The sequence below is a fragment of the Bacillus sp. SIMBA_005 genome (assembly GCF_046535585.1).
In the GTDB taxonomy this organism is placed as follows: Bacteria; Bacillota; Bacilli; order Bacillales; family Bacillaceae; genus Bacillus; species Bacillus pumilus.
This window is the reverse complement of record NZ_JAWRWI010001233.1, coordinates 1-233: the sequence shown is the minus strand read 5'-3', so window position 1 is coordinate 233 and position 233 is coordinate 1. Positions and strand designations below refer to the sequence as shown.

General features: G+C 55.4%; 1 protein-coding gene. It reads left to right on the top strand.

Features of this window, described 5'->3' with window-relative positions; translation table 11 throughout:
- A partial coding sequence (locus SB660_RS24000) for a DUF72 domain-containing protein (RefSeq protein ID WP_410585133.1) occupies window positions 1–233 on the top strand: 233 nt, incomplete at both ends.

Sequence of the window (233 nt, the reverse complement as noted above, 5' to 3'; positions counted from 1 at the left end):
CTTCCGTCGCCGAAAAGTTATCGAAAATGGTATTCCGCTACGCCACCTGGCTTCGCATTCAGTGTGAAAGGACCGCGGTACCTGACACATATGCTGCGATTTCGCAGCGAAGGCACGCGCCCCGCCCTCGCCAATTTTTTCGCTTCGGGCGTGCTATCGCTGGATGAAAAACTGGCAGCGTTTCTATGGCAGTTTCCCCCAAGCTTCGCTTTTGTTCCCGCAACGTTCTGCGC